Below are 18,455 nucleotides of genomic sequence, written 5' to 3' on the forward strand. Positions count from 1 at the left end.
CCCTTGCGGTGTGGGGGTGGGGGGTGAACCGGCTCAGCGCATGAAGCCGAAGCGGTCCAGGGAGATGAACAGCGTCAGGAGCTTGTTGACGACGGGTTCTCCCTCGTTGTGGTGGCCCAGCTCGGCGAGCGCGGCGTCGATCGTCCGGGTGGCGTCGACCAGCTCGGACAGTGGCATGTCAGCCATGACACCGTAGATGTCCAGCGGGAGTTCCGCCTTCACCTGCCGGTCCTCGGTGACGATGCAGCCGCCGACGAAGGTGTCGAGCTGCTTGAGGTTGCCGCACATCTCGGCGCTGTCGGCGCCGACGACCACGAAGTACGCCGAAGGAGCCGGCCAGAACGTGGAGACCGCGCCGCGCTCGATCGACACGCCCTTGAACAGGCCGTTGACGACGTGCCGCTCGGCCGAGCCGTCCCGGTAGCGCTGCACGACCGAGATGCGGTTCAGGGTGACCCCGTCCAGGACGGGGACGACCACGCCGTTCTCGAACGGCACCCAGACCTCCTGGGCGAACTTCAGGTGACCGCGCCCGTAGACGTCGAACAGCAGGACCTTCGCCCGGCTGCCGTCGGCCGAGACCTCCAGCGGGGTCAGGTCGAGCTCGCCCGGGGTGAGGTCGGCGAGGCCGGGCCGTGGCTCCTTGACCATGCCGGAGTAGTCGAGGTCGACCGGCTTGAGCAGCGTGCGGTCCTTGGCGACCAGCTCGCCGCCCTTGAAGACGTAACGCGGGTTGATCTTCGACAGGCTGTCGGTCAGCACGATGTCGGCGTAGCGGCCCGGGGCCAGCGAGCCGAAGTCGTGGTCCATGCCGAAGGAGCGGGCGGCGTAGAGCGTGCCCATCTTGATGGCCTGGATCGGGTTGAGCCCCATCTCGACGGCCAGCGAGATGACCCAGTCGATGTGCCCCCGCTTCAGGACCCGGTCGACGGAGATGTTGTCCGCGCAGAGCTGGAAGTTCTCCGCCGGCCAGCTGCGCTTCACCAGGGCGCGCAGCATGGTCTTGATCACCTCGGGGCTGCCCACCCCGAACTTGATCTGCGTGTGGAAGCCGTGCCGCAGGCTCTTCTCGATGTCCGCCTCGTTCCAGACATCGTGGTTGTTGTGCGCGCCGATGGCCGGCATGTAGTTCAGGAGCATGTCGGGCAGCGCCGTCACGCCCCAGTGGCTGTTGACGTAGCCGCCGTTGGCGCGGCCCAGGGCCGACTTGCGGAAGTCGTCGTCGTTGCCGGTCATGTAGGACAGGTGGGCCAGCTCGCCGAGGCCGATCACCGGCTCCATCTGCAGCATAGCCTCGGTGACCTCGACCGAGGTCTTCTTGCCGGGGGCGAAGGCGTAGACGCGGTAGGGCAGCTTGTCGTAGTCCTTGAACAAGGCCTTGGCCGCCTCGACGGCCTCGTCTCCGGCCGCGCTGGCGAAGTCGAGGGTCTCGGCGAAGATGGTGGTCGTCCCGCTCGGCACGATCGCCTCGCCGAAGGCCGCCGGGTGGGCGAGCTGGGCGTCGAAGTGCAGGTGGGCGTCGATCAGGCCGGGGATGGCGTACAGGCCCTCGCCGTCGAAGACCTCGCGCACCCGCACCACCGACTCGTCCGGGTCCAGGGCGATGATGCGCTCGTCGTAGACGAGGATCGAGCCTTGGAAGACCGTCTCGCTGTGCACGTCCAAGATGCTGAGATTCCGGAGCAGCAGATCGGCTTCGCGCTCGCCCTGGAGAATGTCGAAGACCGTCCGGACATGCTGGTAATGACCCGAAAAATCAGCCATGGGAATTCCTCACTGCTCTTTGGCATAAAAAATCGTGACGCCGAACGAGATGATCTAGAAGTCGGCCCTCGTTCACTCTGGTGATATGAAATGGCATGCCACCGTTGCTGACAAGCAGCGGTTTTCGCACGGACTGTACTCTTTTTGTGCACACGTCCGGCCAGGGAGGCCCCATGCTCCACTCACGCCTGCTGCACTACCTCGACGAGGTGGCACGCTCGGGGTCCATCCGGGCGGCGGGGGCGAGGCTGCACGTCGCGCCGTCGGCGATCAACCGGCAGATCCTGCTGCTGGAGGAGGAACTGGGCGAGGCCCTGTTCGAGCGGCTGCCGCGCGGGATGCGGCCCACGCCGGCCGGTGAGGTGCTGCTCGCGCACGTGCGCCGGACCATGCAGGAGTACCGCGAGGCCGTGGCCGACATCCGCGACCTGCAGTCGCTGCCCAGCGGCGAGGTGGTGATCGCCACGATGACCGGCCTGGCCAGCGGCGTCGTCTCCGCCGCGACGGCGAACTTCCACGCCAGGCATCCGGAGGTGCGCATCTCCATCCGGGTGATGTCCACGCACGACATCCTGCGGGCGGTGGCCGACAGCGAGGCCGACGTCGGGCTCGGCTTCAACATCCCGGCCTCGCCGCAACTGGAGGTCTGCTGGCGGCTGGACACCCGGCTCGGCGCGGTCATCTCGCCGAAGCACCCGCTGGCCCGGATGGAATCCATTCCACTCGCGCACTGCGCGGATTATCCGCTGATTTTCGCCGACCGCTCGATGGTCATTCACGGCATAATCGCCGACACCTTCGCCGAGGCCGGTATCGCGGTCGAACCCGCCTTCCACACCAATTCCATCGAGACGATGAAACGGCTCGCCGCCGCGGGGGAGGCCATCGCCTTTCTCAGCCGGTTCGACATCGCCGAGGAGCACCACCACGGCAGCCTCGCCTTCCGCCCGGTGCGCGACCGCGGCTTCAGCCGGAACGTGCTCTCCCTGGTGCGCCGGGAGAAGCACGGGCACGGCCTGGCCGGGCTGCTGTTCGCCGAGGAGATCGTGGCGACCCTGGAGACGGTGGCGGCCTGACCGGCCCTCCGGCCAGCCCGACATCGACGTCTCCGACGGCCTCACCAGCCGAAAGGCGGGAATCCGAGCCCTTCGACGGGGTCCCTAGACTTTCGTCCCATGCTTTCTGTCACACCCGTCTGGCAGGCTGACAGAGTCCGGTCGGCGTTCTGACCGGTCGCCGGCCGGTCGCCGGCGTCCGGTGCCAGGTCCGCTGCTTCCGGACGGCGAGGTCTCCCTCGTCCGCGCCGCCCTTCCGAGCTCGTCCACCGGCGGCCGCAGGACCTCCGCGAAGGCCCGGGATCCGCTCGACCGCGTGCTGAAAGACGTGCAGAAAGATGGGAATGATGACCGAGACGACCGCCTGGCGGCGCAATGTCGCCCTGTTCCTGACCGGCCAGACCGTGTCCCTGTTCGGCTCCATGATCGTGCAGTACGCGGTCATGTGGTGGATCACCTTGGAGACCAAGTCCGGCGTGGCGGTGGCGCTCTACGCGGTCGCCGCGTTCCTCCCGCAGGGGCTGGTGTCGCTGTTCGGCGGGGTGCTGGCCGACCGGATGAACCGGCGCGTGCTGGTGATGATCGCCGACGGCGGTATCGCCGCCGCCACGCTGGTGCTCGCGGTGCTGATGGCCAACGGGATCACCGATCTGTGGATCATCCTGCTCGCGGTGGCGGTGCGGTCGGTCGGCGCCGGGGTGCAGACGCCTGCCGTACAGGCGATGATCCCGCAGATCGTGCCCAGCGACCAGTTGATGCGGGTGAACGGGATCTTCCAGACGATCCAGTCGGCCATGGCGTTGCTCGCGCCCGCGGCGGCCGGGGCGATCTTCGCCGCCTTCGGCATCGTGCCGGTGTTCTTCCTCGACGTGGTGACCGCGGTCCTCGGGATCGGGCTGCTGGCGCTGGTGGCCGTGCCGACGCTGGAGAGCATCGCGCAGTCCACCGCGACCTACCGGGAGGACCTGGTCGAGGGCATGCGCTACATCCGCAGCCACGCGGTCGTGCGCTGGCTGCTGGTGGTGTACGCGGTGATCTTCCTGCTCACCGTGGCGCCCTCGTTCGTCACGCCGCTGATGATCACGCGGACCTTCGGCTCGGACAAGTGGATGCTGGCGGTCCTGGAGATCGCCTTCAGCCTGGGCATGATGCTCGGCGGGTTCCTGATGTCCACGCTGCTGGCCAAGCGGGGCAAGGTCGGGCTGATCCTGTTCTCCGTCTACGGGTTCGGGGTGGTGACCGTCGCGCTCGGGCTGAGCGGGAACCTGTGGGTCTTCTACGGGTTCATGTTCGTGCTCGGCCTGCTGGTGCCGCCGTTCGCGACGCCGTTCATGACGCTGATCCAGGAGACCGTCGAGCCCGGGATGCAGGGCCGCGTGTTCAGCTACGTCGGCATCGTGATGGCTCTGGCCACCCCGGTCGGCATGATGGTCTTCGGGCCGCTGGCCGACGTGGTCAGCGTGCAGACCCTGCTGATCGCGGCGGGGCTGGCGGCCATCGCGGTGATCGCGATCGCCACCCGGCTGCCGTCCGGCCGCGCCACGCTGGAGGTCGCCCGCACCCCCGCCCCGGACCCCGAGGCGTCGGTGCACTGAGGGCGCGGATAGCCACTTAGCGGATTCAATCAACTACGCCGAGTGCTGTTAGCCTGACCGCGTGGATCAGGGGAATGTGCTGTCGGCGGAGATCAAGGTCGGCGCGCTGGGGGAGTCCGACACGCTGCGGGTCAGCAGGATGGCGCGGATCGCCCGCGAAGGCCGCCAAGGACCGTACGGCCTGCGGTTCGACCACGCGGGCCTGCTCGTCTTCCCGGACTCGGTCGAGGCGGCGCTCGACGACCTCCCGGTGCTCAGAACGGTGCCCAGCGTCGTCGTCAGGGAGCGGCTGACCACGCGCTACGGGCTCGACGGCCTCGACGTGACGATCGCGCACGTCGAGGTCGGGCACGGGCGCACGCTGGAGCTGTTCCTCGCCGCCGGCTGTTCCGAGCGGATCGCCGACGACGAGCGCTTCCACGAGCGCGAGACGCACCTGGCCTTCGAGACGCCGCCTGCGACGCTCGGCGTCCTGGAGGCCCTGCGCGCCGACGGTCACCGGCCCGACGGCGGCGGCTACAACCCGGCCGAGGGCCGCAGCGTCTTCTACTTCCGCCCCGAGCCGGGGGCCGACCGGCTGGAGATCGTGACCGCCGGTCACGCCGGCGCCCACCTGGCCCGCCACCTCACCGGCGAGCAGCACGACGAGCGGCGGCGGATGCTCGACCTGCTCACCGGGGCCTGGGCCACCCAGGCCCTGCGCACCGCCGCCGAGCTCGGCCTCGCCGACGAACTGCTCGGCCGCCGCCGCACCACCGGCGAGCTCGCCGCCGCCCTCGGCTGCCCCGCCGACCGGCTGGCCAGGCTGCTGCGCTACCTCGAACAGCTCGGCGTCGTCACCCGGACCGGCGAACTGGTCTCGCTCACCCCGCTCGGCGCGACGCTGGCCCGCGACTCCGACTCCTCGCTGCACGGGGTCGCGCTGCTGTACGGCGGGCTGTTCTACTGGAGCTTCGGCGAGCTGCCCGACACGGTCAGGACCGCCAGGAGCGGGTTCGAGCTGGCCTACGGCAACGCGCCTTTCGCCCACCTGGAGCACAACGCCTCCGACGCCGCGGTCTTCCAGCGCGCGATGGCCGACCAGTGCCGCGACGTCTTCGACGCGCTCGCCGAGCGCCTCGACCTGACCGGCGTCGAGACGGTCACCGACCTCGGCGGCGGCTCGGGCGCGCTCCTCGGCCGCCTGCTCGACGCCGCCCCGCACACCACCGGCGTGCTGTTCGACACCCCCGCCACCGTCGCCGCCGCGCGCGAGGAGCTCACCAGCCGGTACGGCAAGCGGATCACCACCGTCGGCGGCGACCTGTTCACCCACGTCCCCGGCGGCGACCTGCTCGTCCTGTCCCGCATCCTGCACGACTGGGACGACGCCGCGTGCGCCACCGTCCTGGCACGCTGCCGCGAGGCCGTCCGGCCGGGCGCCCGGCTCGCGGTCGTCGAGCGCCTCCTGCCCGACCACCCCGCCCAGCCGTCGCTCGCCCCGGCCTGGGACGTGCACATGATGGTCAACAACCTCGGCGGCCGGGAGCGCACCCTGGCCGAGTACCGCGACCTGCTCGGCTCGGCCGGTTTCACCCTGACGGCGACCACCGGCCTGCCGCTGGACGTCTACCTGCTGGAAGCCGTCGCCGAGTAGCGGGCGAGCGCCCAGGCCAGCGCCGGGGCCAGGGGCTCGGGGGCCGGCCAGCCGTTGATGATCGCCAGCAGTTCGAGGTAGCGGTCCCGGTCCGGATCGAGCACGGTCTCCAGCCGGTCGAGGTCGACCTCCGGCAACGGCACGGCGGCCGCCTCGGGAGATCTCGGGTCGAGCCCCGCCGCGAGCGCCGGAGCGACGGCCCGGCGCACGAGCGCGGCCGGGTCGGGCCGCGGCGGCGAGGTCGGCGGGACCGCGTAGGGCGCGACGGCCGACCGGAGCCGGTCGCGGAAGCCGGGGTCGGTGGCGAGCAGGGCCAGTTCGATCCACGCCTCCACCTGCTCGGGCGACGGGTCGTCCGGCAGCACCGGGGTCATCGTGGTCCGGACGCCTTCCGGCACGCCGTCGAGGGCGTGGTCGAGGAAGGCGGCGATCAGGGCCCGGCGTTCGTCGCCGGCCATGGTGGCGAGCCGATGGGTCATGTCCATCTCCTCCGGAGCGGTTCCGTGCCGGGCCACGCGGGTCAGGATCGCCTGCCGTACGCGGAGGGCCTGGATCTGGACGGCCAGCGCTTCGGCGTGGAGCGCGGCGACCTCGGTGAGGGAGACCTGGCGGGTGACGATCCGGTGGATCGTCGCCAGGTCGAGTCCGAGGTCGCGCAGCGTGCGGACCAGTTCCAGGCGGTCGAGGGCGGCGGCGTCGTAGAGCCGGTGGCCGGCGGCGGTGCGGGTGGTGGGCGGGACCAGGCCGCGGTCGGCGTAGAACCGGACGGTCTTGACGCTGAGCCCGGCGCGCCGGGCCAGCTCGCCGATCGGCAGGAGGTCCATGCCGGTCAGCCTGGCAGCTCCCCCTGCTGGAGCTGCAAGTCGGCGGGGATGCCGCTGTAGGCGGGGCCGAAGAAGACCAGCACGACCAGGTCCTCGGTGACGTCGTGGAAGCGGTGGGCCTCGCGGGCCGGGACGAACAGGGCGGTGCCCGGCTCGACCGCGACGGTCTGGTCGCCGGAGGTGAACGAGCCCCGGCCACGGGTGACGATGTAGATCTCGTCCTCGTTGTGCGGCGACTGCGGGTCGGCGGCCCCGGCCGGGATCGAGTAGGTGCCGAAGCTGAGCGCGGGCACCTGGAGGTGCTCCACGAAGTTGGCGGACCCGTCCGCCGCCGGCTCGAAACGGCCGCTGTCGATGATCTCCATGAGCGGTGATTGTCGCAGGTGGCCGGGGACGAGGATGAGCCGGGCTCAGGAGCCGAGGTAGCGGAGCACCGCCAGCACGCGCCGGCTGTAGCCCGAGGTGTGCGAGAGCTCCAGCTTGTCGAAGAGCGCGTTGACGTGCTTCTCCACCGCGCTCTGCGAGACGTGCAGCGACTGCGCGATGGAGGCGTTGGTCAGCCCCTGCGCCATTCGCTCCAGCACCTCGCGCTCGCGGGCGGTGAGCTGGGCGAGCGGGTCGGCGTGGCTGGTGCGGGCCAGGAGCTGGCGGACCACCTCGGGGTCGAAGGCCGCGCCGCCGGCGCCCACGCGCTCCAGGGCGTCGAGGAAGTCGCCGACCTGGGCCACCCGGTCCTTGAGCAGGTAGCCGACGCCTTCGACGTCGGAGCTCATCAGCTCGGTGGCGTACTTCTTCTCCACGTACTGCGAGAGCACCAGGACCTTCACCCGGGGCCAGCGCTTCCTGATCTCCAGCGCCGCGCGCAGGCCCTCGTCGGTGTGCGTGGGCGGCATCCGCACGTCCACCACCACCACGTCGGGCTGTTCGCCGGCGACCGCCTCCAGCAACGCGTCGCCGTCGCCCACGGCGGCGAGCACGTCGTGACCCTCCTCAGCGAGCAGCCGCACGAGACCTTCCCGGAGCAGCGTCGAGTCCTCGGCCAGCATCACGCGCACGGGAGCTCCGCCAGGATCGTCGTCGGCCCGCCGGGCGGGCTGGTCACGGTGAAGCGGCCGTCCAGGGCCGCGACGCGGCGGGCGAGGCCGGACAGGCCGCCGCTGGTGGCGTCGGCGCCGCCGATGCCGTCGTCCTCGATGCGCACGACGACCATTGTGGCGTCCTGGTGGATCTCGACGGTCACCTGGGAGGCCCGCGAGTGCTTGTCGGCGTTGGTGACCGCCTCGCTGACCACGAAGTAGGCCACGGTCTCGACCGCCGCGGGCGGACGGGCGGGCAGCTCGCACCGCACCTTGACCGGCAGGCCGGCCCGCTCGGCCACCCCGGCCAGCGCGTCGGCCAGGCCGAGGGAGTCGAGCCCGGACGGGTAGACCCGCCAGGCCACCTCGCGCAGCTCGACGAGGGCCTGCTGGGCCTGCTCGTGGACCTGCTCCAGCAGCTCGGTGCGCCCGCGCCGGGCCCGGCCGGCCAGCATCGACAGGGCGACCAGCCGCTGCTGGAGGCCGTCGTGCAGGTCGCGCTCGATGCGGCGGCGTTCGGAGTCGACGGCGGCCAGGACGCCGGCCCGGCTCTCGGTCAGCTCGGTGATCCGCCGCCGCAACGCCGCCACCGGGTCGGGGGCCAGCAGGTGCGCGGCCAGCCGCCGGTCCAGCACGTCCACGCCGACCAGACCGGACAAAGCGAGGAAGAGCAGCACCAGCCCGAACACCGCGAGGTAGAGCACCAGGGGCACGCTCGGCAGCATCCCGTCCACCGCCTGGCCCCGGGGCCAGGACCAGGCGAAGACCGCGGCGGCTCCCGTGCCGTAGGCCAGCAGGAAGAGCACCACCCCGCCCAGCAGCCCGACGGGGATGCGGGCGGCCAGGTAGCGCAGCTCGTTGCCGTCGATCGGGTCGAGGGCCAGGCCCAGCCGGCGCAGCTCCAGCAGGGTCAGCCGCCGGGCCGCCGCGCGTACGGCAGGCCGCCCGGCGAAGGGCAGGGCGGCCGGCACGAAGAGCAGCCCGGCCAGCGCGCTGCCGGCGCCGAGCAACACCGTGCCGGGCAGCCGCAGCGCCCTACGCCGCGTGCCGGCCACGTCGCCGCTCGCTCAGCCGGACGCCGAGGAAGACCAGCACGGCCAGGGCCACGACGGCGATCACCACGTTCGTTCCGAATCCGACATAGGTCTCCACGATGGCCCAATTCTCCCCCAGCAGGTATCCGGCCATGACGAAGAGGGTGTTCCAGATCAGGCTCCCGGCCGTGGTCAGCAGTGTGAAACTGGCCAGCGGCATCCGCTCGACACCGGCCGGCACGGAGATCAGGCTGCGGAAGATCGGGATCATCCGCCCGAAGAACACCGTCTTGCGGCCGTGCCGGCCGAACCACGCCTCGGTCCGCTCGATGTCGGAGAGCTTGAGCAAGGGCAGCCGGGCGGCGAGGGCCAGGGTGCGCTCGCGACCCAGCAACGCGCCCACCCAGTAGAGCGCCAGCGCGCCGATGACCGAGCCCGCCGTGGTCCACGCCAGCACGCTCGGCAGGTCCATCTCACCGCGGGCGGCGGTGAAGCCGGCCAGGGGGAGGATGACCTCGCTCGGCAGCGGGGGAAAGAGGTTCTCCAGCGCGATCGCGAGCCCGGCTCCCGGGGCGCCGAGGGATTCCATCAGGGAGATCAGCCATTCCGTCATGACCGCAAACCTAGGAAAAAGCGGGTTGCGTCCACCATGAGGCAGGCGGCCGTCTTCAGGGTGTGGAAAACCACAGGGTGCGAACCGGCCGGGCGCCGCCCGCGTCTACGAGGTATGCGGAGATTACCGGTCGTCCTGCTCCTGCTGGTGGCCGCGTGCGGCACGTCCCCCGCGCCGACGACCGCCGACGACTTCCACGCCCGCGCCCGGGAGATCGCCGAACGCTGGCAGGCCGCACCGGAACGCGAGGCCTGGACGGACGGCTTCGTGCCCCTGGCGAAACTGACCATCGACCCGCCCTCGCGCGGGATGCCGAAGTGGACCGGGGTCAGCGAGCTGAACGCCGTCTGGGAGCTGGCCACCGAGCTGCCCGCCGCGCGGCCGGAACCGGGGACTCTGACCTGGCCGGACGGTTCGGAGCTGAGCCTGCCGCTGGTCACGGCGGAGACCGCCTACCGGGCGATGAGCCGCCCGCGCGACTTCGCCGACGAGGAGTGCCCGGCCAAGGGCTGCCGGCCGTTGCGGGTCACCGCCGCGAGCCTGGGGTGGGCGCCCTTCCCGACCAGCCGGGGCGAGGCCCGGGTGCCGGTCTGGGAGTTCGCCGTGGCGGGCCTGCCGCAGCCGTTCCGGCGCGTCGCCGTGGACCCGGCCGCGATGGGCGGCCCGCCCCAGCAACGCAAGGGCGAGTGGCAGGAGGTCTTCACCTACCGGGCGGACGGCACCAGCCTGAGGCTGACCTTCGGGTACGGCTCCTGTGACACCACGCACGGCGGCCGGGCCTACGAGACGCCGCAGGTGGTGGTCGTGGACGCCGACGTGCGGCCCAAGCCCGACGTGCGGGTCTGCAACGCGATGCTGCACCACGCCGAGACCGACGTCCGCCTGCGCGAGCCGCTGGGCACGCGGGTGGTGCTCGACGCCGCCAGCGGCCTGCCGCTCCTGCCGGAGGCCGAGATGCACCTCGCCACCGGCTTCAAGCACTGGGACCCGCGCGGGAGCTAGCCGGGCGTGACGTACTTGCGGGGCCGCAGCGCGTGCGTCCGCAGGGCGGCGAGCGCGACGAGCTGCCCGGTCGGCGTCAGCCGTACGCCGTCGTGCTCGGTGGCGGCCAGCGCCAGCGAGAGCAGCCGGTCGGGCACGTCGGAGCCGGTCCCGCTGATCAGGACGACCCGCTCGTGCAGGGCGGCGGCCGGCCAGGCCGAGCCGTCGGCCAGCAGCAGCAGCGCGATCTCGTCCGCCTCGCTGGTGATCAGCCGCCGGGCCACCGGCTCCAGCGACGGGTCGAGCGGCACCGGCGCGTGCAGCCGCACCTCGAAGGGCTGGGCCAGCTCGCGGCGCGCCTCGCCGCGGCCCAGCACCCAGCGGTTGAGCCGCTCGCCGTGCACCCGGTTGAGCCAGCTGTCGCCGCCCAGGTCGGCGCGCGGCCGGGTGAGCCACTCGCGGGTCAGCTCGACGCGATCCACCCGCGAGCCGGACTGCAGCGCCAGCTCCAGGGCCGCAGAGCAGGCCACGTGCGCGCCCATCTCCTCGGGCCCCATGATCGTGCTCCAGCGCAGCTCCGGCACGTCCGGCGGCAGCACCCCGGTCGCCTCCAGGGCCTCCTGGTAGGCGGCGGTGCCGGCGTCCTCCCCGTCACGGGCGTAGACGCGCAGCACCCGCTGGGTGACCGGCGAGGCGCACAGCTCCGCGTAGCGCTCCATGCCGCCGAGCTCCAGCAGCCGGCCGAGGGCACGGGCCAGCCGGGCCCGGTCGCCGTCGACCTTGAGCGGCAGCGTGAACCAGAGGAACTCGCAGACGTCGAGCTGGGTCACCGACTCCAGAGGCTCACCGCCGGTGAGCCACTCCACGGCGGTCCTGGCCTCGTCGGCCATGGCGGGATCCATCCGCATGAGGAGCGCGGCCACGTCCGGTGCAGGCATGCCTCGAAGTCTGCCGTATCGACCCCGGCCCTGACGATGACCGAAACCGGTGCGTATCTGCTCTTGCACAGCGACTACCCTACGAAATCACGAATTAGCGACCGGTAACGGGGTCAGATCCACCGCTTCTCGAAGAGCATCCGGGACTTCCACTCGACGTACGGCAGGACCTCGGCGGACAGGATCGGGTAGAGCCACCAGAAGTTGATCAGTGCCAGCAGCGCGAACGACCCCACTGCCGCAGCTCCCACTGTACGGCGTGTCTGCGTCGCCCACGAGGGACCGATCAGCAGACCCGCGCACAACGTGATCGCCAGCACCATGAAGGGCACCATCGGGATCGCGTAGAACAGGAACATCGTCCTGTTGTCCTTGAAGGCGAAGTAGAACCACGGCAGCCACGCCACCGCGTAGCCGAGCAGCACCGCGCCCGCCCGCCAGTCGCGCGAGGAGACGTACCAGGCGATCAGCGCCACGAGGGCGGCCAGCGCGCCGTACCAGATGACCGGGGTGCCGACCCCGAGCACCGCCTCCGAGCAGTCCTTGACCCCGCAGGCGTTCTGCTTGCCCTCGTAGTAGAAGGCCACCGGCCGCAGCAGCAGCGGCCACGACCACGGCTCCGACTGGTAGGGGTGGCTGCTGGTGAGCTGCGCGTGGAAGCCGAGGACCTCGAAGTGGTACTTGACCAGCGAGCGGAAGGAGTCGAAGACGAAGAAGAGCGGCCCGGACGAGGTGGCCTGCTCCCAGTTGCGGCCCCAGCCACGGGGCGAGGCGAACCAGCCGGTCCAGCTCGCCAGGTAGACCAGCGAGGGCGCGACCACCCCGGCCAGCAGCCCGGTCGGCAGGTCCAGCCGGAAGGCCCCGGCGTAGGGCCGGCGCAGCCCGATCGCCCGGCGGGCGCCCGCGTCCCACATCCACGACATCAGGAACAGGACGAAGAAGAAGATGCCCGACCACTTCACCGCGCACGCCGCGCCCAGGCAGAGCCCCGCGGCCAGCCGCCACGGGCGCAGGCCGAGGTAGGGGCCCTCGTCGCTGAGCGGCGAGGACTCGTACCAGTCGACCAGCCGCTCGCGCGCCTTGTCCCGGTCGACCACCAGGCAGGCGAACCCGGCCAGCACGAAGAGCATCAGGAAGATGTCCAGCAGCGCGGTGCGGGAGAGCACGAAGTGCAGGCCGTCCAGGGCGAGCAGGAGGCCGGCGAAGCAGCCCAGCAGCGTCGAGCGGGTCATCCGGCGGGCCAGCCGCGCAATGATCAGGATCGACAGCGTGCCGACGACCGCGGCCGAGACGCGCCAGCCGAAGGTGTTCATGCCGAACAGCCACTCGCCCAGGCCGATCATCCACTTGCCGAGCGGCGGGTGCACCACGTACGAGGCGCACTTGTCGATCGCCTCGCACTTCTCGAAGATGTCGGTGTTGCCGGCCAGCAGGGCCTTGTCGGCGTCCTTGATGAAGGTCCGCTCGACCAGCCAGGTGACCAGCGAGAAGGCGTCCTTGGCGTAGTAGGTCTCGTCGAAGACGACGGTCTTGGGGTGCGCCAGGTTCACGAAGCGCAGCACGCCGCCGAAGATCATGACGAGGATCGGGCCCAGCCAGCCCCAGAGCCGGTCGCCCGGCATGGCGGGGACCAGGCGCTCGCGCACCGACCTGGTGCGGGCGCCGGGTTCTTTAAGCGCTGGGAAATCGGTCACCGCCATTCGGCCATCGTAAGGGCTCAAGCGGGTGCTTCCTTAAGAAACACGGCCACAATGGTCAAGTGACTGAACACGGCAGGCTGGTGCTGGCGGGGGCTCCGATCGGGCAGGCGGGCGACGCCTCGCCCCGGTTGAGGGAGGTCCTGGCCGGCGCGGACGTGGTGGCGGCGGAGGACACCAGGCGGTTGCGCCGCCTGGCCGCCGACCTGGAGGTGGAGATCTCCGGGCGGGTCGTCTCCTACTACGACCAGAACGAGGCCGCCCGGGCCGTCGAACTGCTCGACGCGCTCAAGAACGGCCGGACCGTGGTGATCATCACCGACGCCGGCATGCCCGGCGTGTCGGACCCCGGCTACCGGCTGACCAGCCTCGCCGTCGAGGCGGGCATCCCGGTCACCGCGCTGCCCGGCCCCTCCGCGGTCACGACCGCCCTGGCGATCTCGGGCCTGCCCTCCGACCGCTTCTGCTTCGAGGGCTTCCCGCCGCGCAAGAGCGGCGAGCGCGCCCGCCGGCTGGCCGAGCTGGCCGCCGAACAGCGCACCATGGTCTTCTTCGAGGCCCCGCACCGGCTGGCCGACGCGCTGGAGGCCATGGCCGAGGCCTTCGGCCCCGACCGCCGCGCCGCCGTCTGCCGCGAGCTGACCAAGACCTACGAGGAGGTACGGCGCGGCGGCCTCGCCGAGCTGGCCGCGTGGGCGGCCGAGGGCGTCAAGGGCGAGATCACCGTCGTCGTCGCCGGTCACGTGAAGGTCCAGGGCTCGATCGAGGAGGCCGTCGCCGAGGTGGACCGGCGCGTGGCCGCCGGCGAGCAGAGCAAGCACGCCGTGGCCGAGGTCGCCAAGGAAGCGGGACTTCCCAAACGCGAGCTGTACGACGCGGTTCACAGGAGACTTCGCGCCACGTAGGGTCCCCTCATGTCCACGTATCACCGGTTAGTGCCCCGGATGCAGGAGAGCGGGCTGTGGGGGTGGCTGGGACCGGCGTTCGTGGCACTGCTGGGCGGGGTGCTGCGCTTCCTCAACCTCGGGCACCCCCGGGCGGTGGTCTTCGACGAGACCTACTACGCCAAGGACGCCTACGCGCTGCTGCGGTTCGGCGCGGAGCGGGAGACGCTGGGCGACGACAAGAACCCGATCGCCGACCGGATGCTGATCGCCGGCGACCTGAACATCTGGGAGCGCTGCCCGCCCGCTCCCGACTGCGCCTCCTACGTCGCCCACCCGCCGCTCGGCAAGTGGATGATCGCCGTGGGCGAGTGGATCTTCGGCATGAACCCCTACGGCTGGCGCGTCGCCGCGGCGCTCGCCGGCACGCTCATGATCTTCATCCTGGCGCGGCTGGCCCGCCGGATGACCCGCTCGACGCTGCTGGGCTGCTTCGCCGGCCTCCTGCTCGCCCTCGACGGGCTGCACTTCGTCATGTCGCGGATCGCGCTGCTCGACATCTTCCTGGCCTTCTGGGTGCTGGCCGGGTTCGCCTGCCTGGTGGTCGACCGGGACAAGGCGCGGGGCCGGCTGGCGGAGTGGCACGAACGTTCGGCGGCCACCCTGGAGGGGCCGTGGCTGGGCCTGCGGCCCTGGCGGCTGGCGGCCGGGGCGTGCCTGGGCGCGGCGTGCGCGGTGAAGTGGTCGGGGATCTTCTTCCTGCTGGCCTTCGCGCTGCTGTCGTTCCTGTGGGACATGGGCGCCCGGCGGGCGGTCGGGCTGCGCAAGCCGTACATCGGGGCGATCAACCGGGACCTGCCCACCGCCCTGGGGGCGATGGCGCTCGCGCCGGCGCTGGTCTTCATGGCCACCTGGACCGGCTGGTTCGTGACCGACAAGGGCTGGGGTCGCAACTGGGACCAGGCCACCTCCTCCGGCCCGCTCTTCTTCGCCTTCGACTCCTTCCGCTCCTGGCTCGGCTACCAGACGCAGTTGCTGAGCTGGCACTCCACCCTCGCCCAGCCGCACACCTACATGTCGGAGCCGTGGCAGTGGCCGCTGCTGCAGCGGCCCATCTCCTTCTACTGGCAGGGCAAGATCGACTGCGGCGGCCAGGAGTGCGTGCAGCACGTGCTGGCGGTCGGCACCCCGGCGCTGTGGTTCGCCGCCGCCCTGGCCATGCTCGGGATGGTGGCGTGGTACGTCGCCGGGCGCGACTGGCGGGCGGGCTCGGTGGTGCTGGCCTACGCGGCCGGGTGGGCGCCGTGGGTGTACTACGCGCTGGCCCACAACCGGACGATGTACTTCTTCTACATGGTGCCGCTGGTGCCGTTCATGATCCTGGCCCTCACCCTGGTCGCCGGGCTCGTGCTGGGCCGGGCCGACGCCTCACCGCTCCGCCGGGCGGTGGGCGCGGCCTCGGTGGGCGCCTACGCTCTCGTCGTGCTGATCAACTTCTGGTGGCTGTCGCCCGTGCTCAGCGGCCAGACGGTGCTGCATCCGGACTGGTGGGCGCGGATGCTGCTGCGGACCTGGGCCTGAGCGTGATCGCCGCCGCGATGCAGGCCAGCGGTACGGCAGGCAGCACGTAGCGGTAGTCGAACTCGGCGGTCGCCGCGGGCGCGAGCAGCAGCCCGACCGCGCCCAGCCACGGCAGCAGCACCGGCCCGCCGAGCCGCCGCCAGCGCGCGACCAGCCCGTAGAGCCCGACCAGCAGGATCGCGCCCAGCAGCGTGCCACGCAGGTAGAAGACGTCCTGGTAGCCGGCCATGATGTTGGCCCACGGCTGGCGCACGTTCGTCTCGGGCGGCCCCTGCTCGTAGCGGAAGGCGTCGGCCCCCGCGTTGCCGCCGCCGTAGGTCGACCAGGTGGGCAGCCGCTCGTAGCCGTCCGGCCGGAACTCGTACTGCGAGTACGTCTTGGGCTCGGGGAACTCGGTGCGCTGCCAGGCGAACGAGCGCATGAAGTCGGTGAACACCACGCTCAGGTAGTCGCCCGGCTGCGCGAGGATGGCCCGCTTGGCGAAGCGCCCGGCCGCGTCGTTGCGCTCCCGGTCGAACTTCTTGCTGCCCTGCCGGTGCAGCACCTCGCCGGAGACGCCGACCTTGTTCTCGCCGCGTCCCATGCCCCACAGGTACCACTGGGCGTGGCCCTTGCGGCCAGGCGCGTCGAGGCAGAGCAGCGCCATGTCGAGCTCTTGCGGGATCTTGAGGTCCATCTGGCGGCAGTCGGCGAAGGAGGCCGTGCGCATGTAGAGGATGAGCCCGTCGCTGTAGGTCATCGCGAACGTGCCGTTGGCCGCGGCGAACCAGCTCATGTAGCCGCCGACCGGCAGCGCGCAGGCGATCACCATCGCCACGATCGGCTTCCAGCCCACCCGCTTGATCAGCATGTAGACCACGACCAGCCCGAGCACCGCCAGGCCGATGGACCGGGTGAGCGCCGCCAGCGCCAGCAGCGCCCCGACCACCGCGCCGACCCGCCAGGTCAGCTCGCGCTTCCACAGCACCAGCGCCACGACTCCGGTCACCACCAGGGTGAACATGGAGTCGGACATGACGAGCTGCTCCATCTGGATCTGGTAGGCGTCCAGCAGCACCGGGGCCGCCGCCAGCGTGGCCGCCCAGCCGGGCACCCCGAAGCGGCGCTTCAGCAGCGCGTAGACGATGACCGCGGTGGCCAGGCCCATCAGGTGCTGGAGGAAGACCACGAGGGTGAAGCTGCTGAACGGCTTCAGCAACGCCAGCCACAGCCCGTACATGCTCGGCCGGATGACGTCGGGCCGGGGGTGCATCGCCACCGAGACGTACTGGTAGGTGTCGTTGAACCACATCGCCGGGCCGTACCCGAGCATGGTGACGGCCCGCAGCACCGCGCCGACGGCGAAGACTGCGGCGAAGATCCGATTCCGGCCCAGCACCCGGCGCGCTCTCGCGCCGAGGCCGGAGGCGGAGGAGTCCGAGGTGGAAAGCTCCGCGACACTCACCATGCCCTCAAGGATGCCAGGCGTTTTCCGGACTTGACCCGAGCATTGGTGGGCAGAGGGCATGATGGTTCACTGGCCTGTGTCGTGACTGAAGGGTTCTCTGTCGTGGAATTGACCGTGGTCATGCCCTGCCTCAATGAGGCGGAGACCATCGAAGTCTGTATTCGCAAGGCTTTGGCCTGCATGGAAGAGCACGGCATCGAGGGCGAGGTGCTGATCGCCGACAACGGCAGCACCGACGGCTCGCAGCAGCTCGCCCGTGACGCCGGGGCCCGGGTGGTCCACGTCGAGGAGAAGGGGTACGGCAACGCCCTGATGGGCGGCATCCGTGCGGCCCGCGGCAAGTACGTCATCATGGGCGACGCCGACGACTCCTATGACTTCACCGCCCTGCTGCCCTTCGTGGAGCAGTTGCGCGAGGGCGCCGACCTGGTGATGGGCAACCGCTTCAAGGGCGGCATCGCCCCGGGCGCGATGCCTCCGCTCCACCGCTACCTCGGCAACCCGGTGCTGTCCTTCATCGGCCGGCTGTTCTTCCCCAGCGCCATCGGCGACTTCCACTGCGGCCTGCGGGGCTTCCGCCGCGACTCCATCCTCAAGCTGGGGCTGCAGACCGGCGGCATGGAGTTCGCCTCCGAGATGGTGGTCAAGTCGACGCTGCAGGGTCTCGACGTGCGTGAGGTGCCCACGACCCTCTCGCCCGACGGCCGCTCCCGCCCGCCGCACCTGCGCTCGTGGCGTGACGGCTGGCGGCACCTGCGCTTCCTCATGCTGTACAGCCCCAAGTGGCTGTTCTTCATCCCCGGCGTGGTGCTGATGGTGATCGGCCTGGTCGCCGGCACCGCGCTGACCTTCGGCCCGGTGCGCATCGGCGAGCTCGCCTTCGACGTCGACACCCTGGTCGGGGCCTCGGCGATGGTGGTCATCGGCTTCCAGGCGGCGCTGTTCGGCGTCTTCACCAAGGTCTACGCGGCCGAGGAGGGCTTCCTGCCCGAGTCGCCGCGCATCCGCAAGCTGGTCAGCATCGTCACGCTGGAGAAGGGCCTGGTCATCGGCGGCCTGCTGGCCCTGGCCGGCCTCGTCGGCCTGGTGATGTCGCTGGTGCACTGGCAGGTGCGCAGCTTCGGCCAGCTCGACCCGCGCGAGTCGCTCCGCATCGTCGTGCCGGCGGCCACCGCGCTGATCATGAGCTTCCAGACCATCTTCGCCGCGCTCTTCGTCAGTATCCTCGGCATCCGCCGGACCCGCGAGTCGTCGCTGGACGTGGCGGCCAAGGCCGCCGAGGAGGCCGCCGAGGCGGTCACCCGCGGCGACCAGGTCACCCGGTAGCGGT

The 18,455-nt window shown here is 71.1% G+C and carries 16 protein-coding genes; 7 read left to right on the top strand and 9 right to left on the bottom strand.

From position 1 onward, the window contains the following. Nucleotides 1-33: 33 nt before the first annotated feature. On the bottom strand, nt 34-1,764 hold the full coding sequence (locus ACIBG7_RS33090) for an amidohydrolase family protein (RefSeq protein ID WP_397338733.1): 1,731 nt from the start codon (nt 1,762-1,764) through the stop codon (nt 34-36). Between the two features lie 173 nt (nt 1,765-1,937). Here ACIBG7_RS33090 and ACIBG7_RS33095 point away from each other — a divergent pair, with 173 nt between their 5' ends. The 3 genes from ACIBG7_RS33095 to ACIBG7_RS33105 all read left to right on the top strand — a co-directional run bounded on the left by ACIBG7_RS33095 (nt 1,938) and on the right by ACIBG7_RS33105 (nt 6,050). Further along, nucleotides 1,938-2,840, top strand: coding sequence for a LysR substrate-binding domain-containing protein (locus tag ACIBG7_RS33095; protein ID WP_357923112.1), 903 nt, complete (start codon nt 1,938-1,940; stop codon nt 2,838-2,840). 326 nt (nt 2,841-3,166) lie between these two features. Continuing rightward, nucleotides 3,167-4,414, top strand: coding sequence for an MFS transporter (locus ACIBG7_RS33100; RefSeq protein WP_397338734.1), 1,248 nt, complete (start codon nt 3,167-3,169; stop codon nt 4,412-4,414). A 61-nt stretch (nt 4,415-4,475) separates the two neighbouring features. Further along, on the top strand, nt 4,476-6,050 hold the full coding sequence (locus tag ACIBG7_RS33105; RefSeq protein WP_397338735.1) for a methyltransferase: 1,575 nt from the start codon (nt 4,476-4,478) through the stop codon (nt 6,048-6,050). Here the strand turns inward: ACIBG7_RS33105 and ACIBG7_RS33110 are convergent. The 5 genes from ACIBG7_RS33110 to ACIBG7_RS33130 are packed head-to-tail and all read right to left on the bottom strand — an operon-like array spanning nt 6,023 to nt 9,597. Beyond that, complete coding sequence (locus tag ACIBG7_RS33110; protein ID WP_397338736.1) at nt 6,023-6,874, bottom strand: MerR family transcriptional regulator; 852 nt, start codon at nt 6,872-6,874, stop codon at nt 6,023-6,025. The genes ACIBG7_RS33105 and ACIBG7_RS33110 overlap by 28 nt on opposite strands. A gap of 5 nt (nt 6,875-6,879) precedes the next feature. Beyond that, the gene (locus ACIBG7_RS33115) at nt 6,880-7,239 is read right to left on the bottom strand and encodes a cupin domain-containing protein (RefSeq protein ID WP_357923124.1); all 360 of its coding nucleotides are present in this window, start codon (nt 7,237-7,239) and stop codon (nt 6,880-6,882) included. A 45-nt stretch (nt 7,240-7,284) separates the two neighbouring features. Then, on the bottom strand, nt 7,285-7,929 hold the full coding sequence (locus tag ACIBG7_RS33120; RefSeq protein ID WP_397338737.1) for a response regulator: 645 nt from the start codon (nt 7,927-7,929) through the stop codon (nt 7,285-7,287). After that, nucleotides 7,920-9,005 (bottom strand): histidine kinase, encoded by a 1,086-nt coding sequence (locus ACIBG7_RS33125; RefSeq protein ID WP_357923128.1) that lies wholly within the window; start codon nt 9,003-9,005, stop codon nt 7,920-7,922. The genes ACIBG7_RS33120 and ACIBG7_RS33125 overlap by 10 nt, the downstream gene beginning before the upstream one ends. Further along, on the bottom strand, nt 8,986-9,597 hold the full coding sequence (locus ACIBG7_RS33130; RefSeq protein ID WP_357923130.1) for a DedA family protein: 612 nt from the start codon (nt 9,595-9,597) through the stop codon (nt 8,986-8,988). The genes ACIBG7_RS33125 and ACIBG7_RS33130 overlap by 20 nt, the downstream gene beginning before the upstream one ends. A 114-nt stretch (nt 9,598-9,711) precedes the next feature. On the opposite strand from ACIBG7_RS33130, the gene ACIBG7_RS33135 reads away from it, so the two are divergent. Beyond that, complete coding sequence (locus ACIBG7_RS33135; protein ID WP_397338738.1) at nt 9,712-10,599, top strand: hypothetical protein; 888 nt, start codon at nt 9,712-9,714, stop codon at nt 10,597-10,599. Here the strand turns inward: ACIBG7_RS33135 and ACIBG7_RS33140 are convergent. Further along, nucleotides 10,596-11,516, bottom strand: a complete 921-nt coding sequence (locus tag ACIBG7_RS33140; RefSeq protein ID WP_397338739.1) for a hypothetical protein — start codon at nt 11,514-11,516, stop codon at nt 10,596-10,598. The two genes, ACIBG7_RS33135 and ACIBG7_RS33140, sit on opposite strands and share 4 nt — an antisense overlap. A gap of 113 nt (nt 11,517-11,629) precedes the next feature. Then, nucleotides 11,630-13,216 (bottom strand): phospholipid carrier-dependent glycosyltransferase, encoded by a 1,587-nt coding sequence (locus tag ACIBG7_RS33145; protein ID WP_357923137.1) that lies wholly within the window; start codon nt 13,214-13,216, stop codon nt 11,630-11,632. 59 nt (nt 13,217-13,275) lie between these two features. On the opposite strand from ACIBG7_RS33145, the gene rsmI reads away from it, so the two are divergent. Further along, complete coding sequence (gene rsmI / locus ACIBG7_RS33150) at nt 13,276-14,118, top strand: 16S rRNA (cytidine(1402)-2'-O)-methyltransferase (protein ID WP_397338740.1); 843 nt, start codon at nt 13,276-13,278, stop codon at nt 14,116-14,118. Between the two features lie 9 nt (nt 14,119-14,127). Continuing rightward, complete coding sequence (locus ACIBG7_RS33155) at nt 14,128-15,678, top strand: dolichyl-phosphate-mannose--protein mannosyltransferase (protein ID WP_397338741.1); 1,551 nt, start codon at nt 14,128-14,130, stop codon at nt 15,676-15,678. Here the strand turns inward: ACIBG7_RS33155 and ACIBG7_RS33160 are convergent. Continuing rightward, complete coding sequence (locus ACIBG7_RS33160; protein WP_397338742.1) at nt 15,614-17,125, bottom strand: hypothetical protein; 1,512 nt, start codon at nt 17,123-17,125, stop codon at nt 15,614-15,616. The two genes, ACIBG7_RS33155 and ACIBG7_RS33160, sit on opposite strands and share 65 nt — an antisense overlap. A 102-nt stretch (nt 17,126-17,227) precedes the next feature. Here ACIBG7_RS33160 and ACIBG7_RS33165 point away from each other — a divergent pair, with 102 nt between their 5' ends. Further along, nucleotides 17,228-18,451 (top strand): glycosyltransferase, encoded by a 1,224-nt coding sequence (locus ACIBG7_RS33165; protein ID WP_357923145.1) that lies wholly within the window; start codon nt 17,228-17,230, stop codon nt 18,449-18,451. Nucleotides 18,452-18,455: the final 4 nt, after the last annotated feature.

Origin of the sequence: Nonomuraea sp. NPDC050328 (assembly GCF_044459405.1) — a bacterium.
Lineage (GTDB): Bacteria > Actinomycetota > Actinomycetes > Streptosporangiales > Streptosporangiaceae > Nonomuraea.

What these genes read in the sequence shown, in the direction of transcription:
- ACIBG7_RS33140 (WP_397338739.1), bottom strand. Translation starts at nt 11,516, where the DNA reads ATGCCTGCACCGGACGTGGCCGCGCTCCTCATGCGGATGGATCCCGCC.
- ACIBG7_RS33145 (WP_357923137.1), bottom strand. Translation starts at nt 13,216, where the DNA reads ATGGCGGTGACCGATTTCCCAGCGCTTAAAGAACCCGGCGCCCGCACC.
- ACIBG7_RS33090 (WP_397338733.1), bottom strand. Translation starts at nt 1,764, where the DNA reads ATGGCTGATTTTTCGGGTCATTACCAGCATGTCCGGACGGTCTTCGAC.
- ACIBG7_RS33135 (WP_397338738.1), top strand. Translation starts at nt 9,712, where the DNA reads ATGCGGAGATTACCGGTCGTCCTGCTCCTGCTGGTGGCCGCGTGCGGC.
- ACIBG7_RS33095 (WP_357923112.1), top strand. Translation starts at nt 1,938, where the DNA reads ATGCTCCACTCACGCCTGCTGCACTACCTCGACGAGGTGGCACGCTCG.
- ACIBG7_RS33155 (WP_397338741.1), top strand. Translation starts at nt 14,128, where the DNA reads ATGTCCACGTATCACCGGTTAGTGCCCCGGATGCAGGAGAGCGGGCTG.
- ACIBG7_RS33160 (WP_397338742.1), bottom strand. Translation starts at nt 17,125, where the DNA reads ATGGTGAGTGTCGCGGAGCTTTCCACCTCGGACTCCTCCGCCTCCGGC.
- ACIBG7_RS33130 (WP_357923130.1), bottom strand. Translation starts at nt 9,597, where the DNA reads ATGACGGAATGGCTGATCTCCCTGATGGAATCCCTCGGCGCCCCGGGA.
- ACIBG7_RS33115 (WP_357923124.1), bottom strand. Translation starts at nt 7,239, where the DNA reads ATGGAGATCATCGACAGCGGCCGTTTCGAGCCGGCGGCGGACGGGTCC.
- ACIBG7_RS33100 (WP_397338734.1), top strand. Translation starts at nt 3,167, where the DNA reads ATGACCGAGACGACCGCCTGGCGGCGCAATGTCGCCCTGTTCCTGACC.
- ACIBG7_RS33110 (WP_397338736.1), bottom strand. Translation starts at nt 6,874, where the DNA reads ATGGACCTCCTGCCGATCGGCGAGCTGGCCCGGCGCGCCGGGCTCAGC.